We start from the raw sequence: 6,744 nt of genomic DNA on the forward strand, positions 1-6,744 counted from the left end.
TGTTTTCCTGCGGTATGCGGCACAGCGGCGAATCGCCGATGACGATGCCGTTGTCGTAATAGTTGATGTCGATGCGGGTTGCACCTTTCTCGCTTCGCCAACTGCGCTGGCTTCGGCGCGACAGGGTCACATTGACGCCAAGAGATCCCAAAATCGTTTCGATCAGTGCGACGACGCCGGTTGGTTTATACCCTTCCCGCCGCCGTTTTGCGACTTCCAGTTTTGTTCCGCATTTGGGACAATAGTCATTGTGTATCGTCTCTTCGGAAATCAGATTTTTGCACGAAATGCACCGGATAGCATGGTCTTTGCGTATTTTTTTGAATTCTTCCAGCGCGTCGTGCAAAAGATACGCCGGAAGGGCGAACCCGAGATTGTTCGAATTTTGGATGATAAAGGTATTGACGCCGATCACTTCGGTCTGTTCGTTCATCAGCGGTCCCCCGCTGTTGCCGGGATTGATTGCCGCATCGAACTGAATGTATTCCACTTCTCCCTGCAAACGGGCGGCTTTCGAAACAATTCCTTCGGTGGTAGAGTAGTTCAGCCCGTAGGGATGGCCGATGGCGATGACGTTGTCCCCGTCATGAACCTCTTCAAGACTCAGGCGCAGCGGATGGTTGCAGACGATGGGATCGGGAGAACGGATGAACGCCAGATCGTACGCCGGATCGTCATAGACGACCGTGCCGATTGTTTTCGGAAGTGTTTTGGTGCTGATGAGCACCTCTTTGAGGCCGCTGACGACATGGGAGTTGGTAACGATCAGCCCGTCGCAGACGAATCCGCTGCCGCTGCCGTAAGGGGTTGTTATCTGTACGATGCTCTCGATCGTGCGTTCAACCATTTTTTGGGTGGAAAGATTCATCCTTACACCTCCGTATAATCGAGATTTTTGATCTGGAGATAAAAACTCTGGCTGAAGTGATCCAGATCGTCGTAATTGAGGTCATCGGCAAAATTACGCAACGCTTTGTACCGCTCCGCATACGGCTCGATGGCTGATGCGACCCGCATCGCGATTCGATGTCTGTCAAATGTTCGTGTCTTCGAATCGTACAGAGGAATTTCTCCCTCCGCTTTGAAAAAATCGCTCGAATAAATTTCGACATGCAGGTGCATCAGAGCACGCAGCGAGGGATGAAGTCCGTAGTTGTACAAAACGTACAGAGCGATGTAGCGGTAAATGACGCTGATGACATAATGCGAGCGGTTGTTTTTATACCACCGGACTTTATTCAGCGACTCGTCGATAAACGAAGCGATCTCATCGTGCAGCGCATGCTCGTAAGGCGAGAAGGTGTAGGCCGCTTTGTAAAACTGCGTCGCAAACGCATCGATGTCCATGGTTTCGAGTTCGTTCAGATAATTTTCGAGTTCAGCGTTTTTGTCTTCGGTCATCTTTTCATCGTCGAGAAAATAGCCGTTGATTTTTTCGTTGATGTTTTTGGCAAGTTTTTTTCGCGGCATCAACAGATAATCGATCTGAAGAAGGAGGGCCAGATAGCTAAACGATACCATTCCGCTGTTGTCATTGGAAAGCAGTCCGATAAGGCTTTGTTTGGTTTCGCCGATCCATTGGCGCATCACGGAATGCAGATGCGATGCACGTTCGGAATCCAATTTGAGGATATGATCGTATTCAAGCAGTATCGATTCGTCAAACTCCGAGGCGATGAACTCTTTTTCAAAATCGGCGTTCAGGGCTATTTCACGAAGCGGGAAAAAGATTTTTTGGGGTGTGATCGTTGCGTTGTCGAGTCGGATGGAAAGTCGGATGACGCCGTTGTTCTGGCTGAAACGCGCATAGGTAAGCTGAAAATTGCGTTCCAAAAAACGCCGTTTGATCGCAACGTGGAGTTTGTCCAAGAGGGCAACGTCGGCATATGCTTCGAGCGATTCGGACGTTATGATTCCGTGGATGATGGCACTGCCCTGATACAAGCGAAAACGGATTTGATCTTCATCGCGTTCGACGCTTAGATGGGGCAGGGCGTCATGATGCCCCTCGTGAAGCAACGAGGATAAAAAATACTCGTAACCGCCTAGTATGTCGCCGCGTACGAACGCTTCAGACGCCTCATCGAACAGTTCTCTTTCTTGCGGATTGGGCAATGCATGGATCCCTCTGCCGTAACGCGGAACGTAGGGTATCGGCAGGGGGGTAAACCATGAGCGGACGGCATCGAACAGTTTCATCCCTCATTTTTCCTTATGTATAATCTCCCTAGTGTAATCAAAGCAACCTTAAAGCGACAATAAAGTATAATACGCGCAATTCAAAGAGGAGATGGTATGGGCTATAAGCGTGTTTTGGTAAAGTTCTCGGGTGAGGCTTTGGCAGGTGAAAACGGCCACGGCATCGATACAAAAATCCTCAAGTTCATTGCTACGGAGATCAAAACCCTCGTTGACGCGGGGATCGAAGTAGGGATCGTCATCGGAGCGGGAAATATTATCCGCGGCGTAACGGCGGCACAAGACGGCATTATCCGCCGCACGTCCGGGGATTACATGGGAATGCTCGGAACCGTCATCAATGCCATCGCCATGCAAGAAGCATGTGAGCACGAAGGGATGCATGTCCGGGTACAGAGTGCCATTAAAATGGAGCAGATCGCGGAAGCGTTTATTGTCCGTCGTGCAACCCGTCATCTTGAACGCGGTCGGGTCGTTATTTTTGCCGCGGGAACGGGTAACCCGTTTTTCACGACGGATACCGCCGCGACGCTCCGTGCCATCGAAATCGGTGCCGAAGTAATCATCAAAGCGACCAAAGTCGACGGTGTCTACAATAAAGACCCGAAAAAATACGACGACGCAATCAAGCTTCCGACGCTGGGCTATGACGAAGCGCTTCAGGATCACATCAAAGTGATGGACGATACCTCAATCGCGCTGGCCAAAGAGAACAAACTCCCGATCATCGTATGCGATATGTTTACGCCGGGGAATCTGCTCGAAATTATCCAGGGCAATTTCAACCGTTGCTCGATCGTAAAATAAATCTCAAAAAAGGAATATTAGATGAGACTTGAACAACTTACCGCAAAAGCCCTTGAAACGGCAAATATCGACCGCTACCAATTGGCGCTTGCCGTTGCGAAACGTTCTGAAGAACTTCAAAACGGTGCCGTGTCAAAACTGAATGTCGACGTGAAAAAAGCCAAAGCCGCTGACATCGCTTTGATGGAGATAGCCGAAGGGCTGATCACTGTCAAAGGTTTTGTAGACAGAGACTAATTTTACGGTAAAGCTCCATCATTGAACGCAATCGATATCGAGACCATTACCCGAATCAATGATGTAGACGGTGCCGTAGAGCACCTCTATTCACTTATTCCCCCCACCAAACGTATCATCGCTGCACTTGATTTCTCCCGTGAAGCGCACAAAGATCAATTCCGCAAAAGCGGCGAGCCGTATATTATTCACCCCGTTCTGGTCGCTTCGATCGTCGCCTCCATCACGGGCGATGAAGCGATGGTGATCGCCGCACTGCTGCACGACGTTGTTGAAGACACCCATATTACGAGCGAAGATGTCGCACGCGATTACGGGGAAGACGTTGCCCACCTTGTCGAGGGGCTTACAAAAATCGACACGATCCGCGATGCGCAACTGATCCCGTCGAATTCGGACGAGAAGCTTGTCGTGTCGGCGCTTTCGTTTCGGAAAATGCTGATCGCATCGATTGACGATGTCCGTGTTTTGGTCGTCAAACTCTGCGACCGTTTGCACAACATGCTCACCCTCGGGGCCCTTTCTCCCGCCAAGCAGCACCGCATCGCCGAAGAGACGCTTGTCGTTTACGGCCCGATTGCCAACCGGCTGGGGATATCGTTTCTTAAAAACCAGTTGGAGGATTTGAGTTTTCAGTACCTGTTTCAGGACGAAAAAGAGGCGATTGATCTTTATCTGGAAGAGAACTACCGCTCCATCAACTCGCGGCTGAACGTTTTTTGCGAGAAACTGACGAAAATGATGCTTGAAAACGGGTTCAACGAGGAGGATTTTCAGATTCTTAGCCGCGTCAAGCACGATTACTCCATTTATTTGAAAATGCAGCGCAAGGGAATCAGCATCGACGAGATTCTTGATCTGCTGGCGATACGGATCCTTGTGAAAAAACCGTTGGACTGCTATCGTGTGTTCGGACTGGTTCATTTGAACTTTCAGCCTTTAAGCTCGCGGTTCAAAGACTATATTTCGATTCCCAAGGAAAACGGCTATCAGACGCTTCATACGACCGTTTTCCATGAAAGCGCCATCTTCGAGGTCCAAATCCGCACCTACGAGATGCACAAAACGGCTGAACTTGGCGTTGCGGCTCACTGGAAATACAAAAACGGCGGGAATAATCCCATTAATCTCGAATGGCTCCACAACCTTCAGTATCAAAACGAATCGGTCGAAGCGTTTTACGAACTGATCAAAAACGACCTCTACAGCGAAGACATCAGCGTTTTTTCTCCGAAAGGAAAGCCTTTTACTCTGCCGCGCGGAGCGGTGGCGCTTGATTATGCGTATGCGGTTCATACCGAAATAGGAGACAGTGCCGAGGGGTGTCTGATCAATAAGGAAAAGGCAAGCCTCCTGAGTGAACTGCACAACGGCGATATCGTCAAGATCACGACCGCCGCAAAGAAAATACTCCGATGCAGCTGGATCGACGCCGTGAAAACTTCTCGGGCCAAAGCGAGCATGCGGGCCAACTGCAATCAGCGCATCCGTGCGATCGACTCCGAAAGCGGCATCAATATCGTAATGACGATTTTCAGCCTCCCTCGGGAGCGGACCGAAGAGCTGTTTGCCCAGACGCATCTGGACGAGCAGCGCCATCGTATTCCAAGAGAGCTTGATCTGCTCAAAGAGACGGTCAACCGCTTTTCAGGCGAGATGCGGGAGACGAGCCGGATCAGTTTCTGGTCGCGTCATCGGGTCAAACCGAAACTCTATGAGTTCCCCGCGTTGGAAGTATATGCCAACCGCAGCGTGAGCGACGTCGTGTTTGATTACTGCTGCCACCCTAAAACGGGAGACGAAATCGTCGCTTTTTTGCAAGACGGTAAAGCGCACGTCCATCATAAAATGTGCAAACACGCCGGATCGATGATGGAACGGCATGAACCGATGGTATTCGTGCGGTGGAAACAACAGCACTATTTCCGCTACCATCTCATCATCAGTATGCAAAGCGCGCAGGGTTCGTTGGCGGATCTTCTGACCTACATGGCCAAAATGGGAGCCGATATCAACTCGATCGAGCTGGGCAAAGAGAAATCCGAGCACACCCAGTACTGTGAAATGGAGTTTCAAACCCTGGAGTCCGATCTTAATCGGCTCCGCTCCAAGTTAGAGAAAAAAGGGAAAATCATACAATTTTTTCGGACCGACGACGCGTACCGAAGCCAAGGATAAACTATGATCAACGAAGCATTACGAGAAATAAGACGCGGCACGGCCGAAATCATTGACGAAGCGCGTCTTGAAACCCTGCTGAAAAACTATTTTGAAAAAGGGGAGACGTACACCGTCAAAGCGGGATTCGATCCCACCGCTCCCGATCTGCATCTGGGGCATACGGTTCTGCTGCAAAAACTCTCCGTATTCCAAAAATACGGCGGGCGCATTCAGTTTCTGATCGGCGATTTTACCGCACAGATCGGTGATCCGACGGGTAAAAGCGAGACGCGCAAAAAACTTCTCCCCGCACAGGTTCAGGAGAATGCCCAAAGCTACAAGGATCAGGTGTTCAAAATCCTTGATCCCGAAAAAACGACGGTCGTGTTCAATGCCGACTGGCTTAACGCGCTCGGGTCTGCGGGTATCTTGGAACTCACCACGACGTTCAACGTCGCACGGATGCTGGAACGCGACGATTTTGACAAACGGCACAAAGCCGGAATCGCGATCTCGATCAGCGAATTTTTGTACCCGCTGCTGCAAGGATACGACAGTGTTCATCTGCAAAGCGACATCGAAATCGGAGGGACCGATCAGAAGTTCAATCTTTTGATGGGGCGACACCTTCAACGGGTGTACGAAACCGGCAAAGAACAAGCCGTCCTGATGATGCCGATTCTCGAAGGGTTGGACGGGGTGCAGAAAATGTCGAAAAGTCTCGGCAACTACATCGCTGTAGCCGATGCGCCGAACGATATGTACGGCAAAATCCTCAGCATCAGCGATGCTCTGATGTGGCGTTATTACGAGCTGCTTAGCGCCAAATCGCTGAACGAGATCGATGAGCTCAAAACGGGGGTCGAAAACGGCTCGCTGCATCCGAAAAAAGTAAAAGAAGCTCTTGCCGTTGAAATTACGGCCCGTTTTCATTCGCACGAATCGGCAGAAGCCGCCCGGGAAGAATTCGAGAGAGTACACGCGCAAAGCGAAATGCCGAGCGAAATGGACGAATTTTCACTCACAGGGCCGATCTGGGTTGCCAAGGCGCTTGTGGATTGCGGACTTAGCCCATCTACTTCCCAATCCCGACGGGAGATTAAGCAAGGCTCTGTTAAAATCGATCAAAACAAACTAAGCGACGAACAATTGCAACTGGAGGCAGGCGAATACGTACTGCAGGTTGGAAAACGTAAGTTTGCGCGATTAAAGGTTACCCAATGAGTTTTCAGCCACTTCAAATCGGGAAATATACGATTCCCGTCCCTATCGTGCAGGGAGGAATGGGTGTCGGTATCAGCTGGGACCGCTTGGCAGGGACTGTTTCCAAAGAGGGGGGGC

General features: G+C 50.4%; 7 protein-coding genes. 5 read left to right on the forward strand and 2 right to left on the reverse strand.

The window, feature by feature from the left end; translation table 11 throughout:
• Positions 1-868, reverse strand: an 868-nt coding sequence (locus tag JU82_RS00900; RefSeq protein ID WP_037945633.1) for a trypsin-like peptidase domain-containing protein, incomplete at its 3' end; no start/stop codon positions are given.
• Positions 869-870: 2 nt separating this feature from the next.
• Positions 871-2,199: a hypothetical protein gene (locus JU82_RS00905; RefSeq protein WP_294891952.1), complete on the reverse strand. Its 1,329-nt coding sequence runs from the start codon at positions 2,197-2,199 to the stop codon at positions 871-873.
• Between the two features lie 96 nt (positions 2,200-2,295).
• Here JU82_RS00905 and pyrH point away from each other — a divergent pair, with 96 nt between their 5' ends.
• From pyrH to JU82_RS11535, 5 genes are all read left to right on the forward strand, one after another.
• Positions 2,296-3,006 (forward strand): UMP kinase, encoded by a 711-nt coding sequence (pyrH, locus tag JU82_RS00910; RefSeq protein ID WP_037945634.1) that lies wholly within the window; start codon positions 2,296-2,298, stop codon positions 3,004-3,006.
• 21 nt (positions 3,007-3,027) lie between these two features.
• On the forward strand, positions 3,028-3,243 hold the full coding sequence (locus JU82_RS00915; protein WP_037945635.1) for a DNA-directed RNA polymerase subunit omega: 216 nt from the start codon (positions 3,028-3,030) through the stop codon (positions 3,241-3,243).
• Between the two features lie 21 nt (positions 3,244-3,264).
• Complete coding sequence (locus JU82_RS00920; protein WP_037945636.1) at positions 3,265-5,421, forward strand: RelA/SpoT family protein; 2,157 nt, start codon at positions 3,265-3,267, stop codon at positions 5,419-5,421.
• Between the two features lie 3 nt (positions 5,422-5,424).
• Complete coding sequence (tyrS, locus tag JU82_RS00925; RefSeq protein ID WP_037945637.1) at positions 5,425-6,627, forward strand: tyrosine--tRNA ligase; 1,203 nt, start codon at positions 5,425-5,427, stop codon at positions 6,625-6,627.
• Positions 6,624-6,744 (forward strand): nitronate monooxygenase (locus JU82_RS11535; RefSeq protein WP_294891956.1); only part of this gene is annotated, 121 nt, incomplete at its 3' end. The genes tyrS and JU82_RS11535, both read left to right, overlap by 4 nt.

It is taken from the genome of Sulfuricurvum sp. MLSB, assembly GCF_000747095.1.
Taxonomy (GTDB): Bacteria; Campylobacterota; Campylobacteria; order Campylobacterales; family Sulfurimonadaceae; genus Sulfuricurvum.

Coding starts and splice junctions, on each gene's coding strand:
- JU82_RS00905 (WP_294891952.1), bottom strand. CDS start 2,199: ATGAAACTGTTCGATGCCGTCCGCTCATGGTTTACCCCCCTGCCGATA.
- pyrH (WP_037945634.1), top strand. CDS start 2,296: ATGGGCTATAAGCGTGTTTTGGTAAAGTTCTCGGGTGAGGCTTTGGCA.
- JU82_RS00915 (WP_037945635.1), top strand. CDS start 3,028: ATGAGACTTGAACAACTTACCGCAAAAGCCCTTGAAACGGCAAATATC.
- tyrS (WP_037945637.1), top strand. CDS start 5,425: ATGATCAACGAAGCATTACGAGAAATAAGACGCGGCACGGCCGAAATC.